At 56.8% G+C, this 1,205-nt stretch carries 1 rRNA gene (cut by a window edge); it reads left to right on the forward strand.

Features of this window, described 5'->3' with window-relative positions:
- Positions 1 to 1,174: ribosomal RNA gene (locus tag ACIBW9_RS42480) — 23S ribosomal RNA — on the forward strand (it extends 1,369 nt beyond the left edge of the window).
- Positions 1,175 to 1,205: the final 31 nt, after the last annotated feature.

Here is a 1,205-nt window from a genome sequence, read left to right on the forward strand (position 1 = left end):
CTGAGCTGGGGGTGGCCGCAGAGACCAGCGAGAAGCGACTGTTTACTAAAAACACAGGTCCGTGCGAAGCCGTAAGGCGATGTATACGGACTGACGCCTGCCCGGTGCTGGAACGTTAAGGGGACCGGTTAGCTCCATTTCGGTGGGGCGAAGCTGAGAACTTAAGCGCCAGTAAACGGCGGTGGTAACTATAACCATCCTAAGGTAGCGAAATTCCTTGTCGGGTAAGTTCCGACCTGCACGAATGGCGTAACGACTTCTCGACTGTCTCAACCATAGGCCCGGTGAAATTGCACTACGAGTAAAGATGCTCGTTTCGCGCAGCAGGACGGAAAGACCCCGGGACCTTTACTACAGTTTGATATTGGTGTTCGGTTCGGCTTGTGTAGGATAGCTGGGAGACTGTGAAGCTCGGACGCCAGTTCGGGTGGAGTCGTCGTTGAAATACCAGTCTGGTCGTGCTGGATGTCTAACCTGGGTCCGTGATCCGGATCAGGGACAGTGTCTGATGGGTAGTTTAACTGGGGCGGTTGCCTCCTAAAGGGTAACGGAGGCGCCCAAAGGTTCCCTCAGCCTGGTTGGCAATCAGGTGTTGAGTGTAAGTGCACAAGGGAGCTTGACTGTGAGACCGACGGGTCGAGCAGGGACGAAAGTCGGGACTAGTGATCCGGCGGTGGCTTGTGGAAGCGCCGTCGCTCAACGGATAAAAGGTACCCCGGGGATAACAGGCTGATCTTCCCCAAGAGTCCATATCGACGGGATGGTTTGGCACCTCGATGTCGGCTCGTCGCATCCTGGGGCTGGAGTCGGTCCCAAGGGTTGGGCTGTTCGCCCATTAAAGCGGTACGCGAGCTGGGTTTAGAACGTCGTGAGACAGTTCGGTCCCTATCCGCTGTGCGCGTAGGAGTCTTGAGAAGGGCTGTCCCTAGTACGAGAGGACCGGGACGGACGAACCTCTGGTGTGCCAGTTGTTCTGCCAAGGGCATGGCTGGTTGGCTACGTTCGGGAGGGATAACCGCTGAAAGCATCTAAGCGGGAAGCCTGCTTCGAGATGAGGACTCCCACCCACTTGATGGGGTAAGGCTCCCAGTAGACGACTGGGTTGATAGGCCGGATCTGGAAGCACCGCAAGGTGTGGAGGTGACCGGTACTAATAGGCCGAGGGCTTGTCCTCAGTTGCTCGCGTCCACTGTGTTAGTTCTGAG

Source organism: Streptomyces sp. NPDC049541, from assembly GCF_044465725.1.
In the GTDB taxonomy this organism is placed as follows: Bacteria; Actinomycetota; Actinomycetes; order Streptomycetales; family Streptomycetaceae; genus Streptomyces.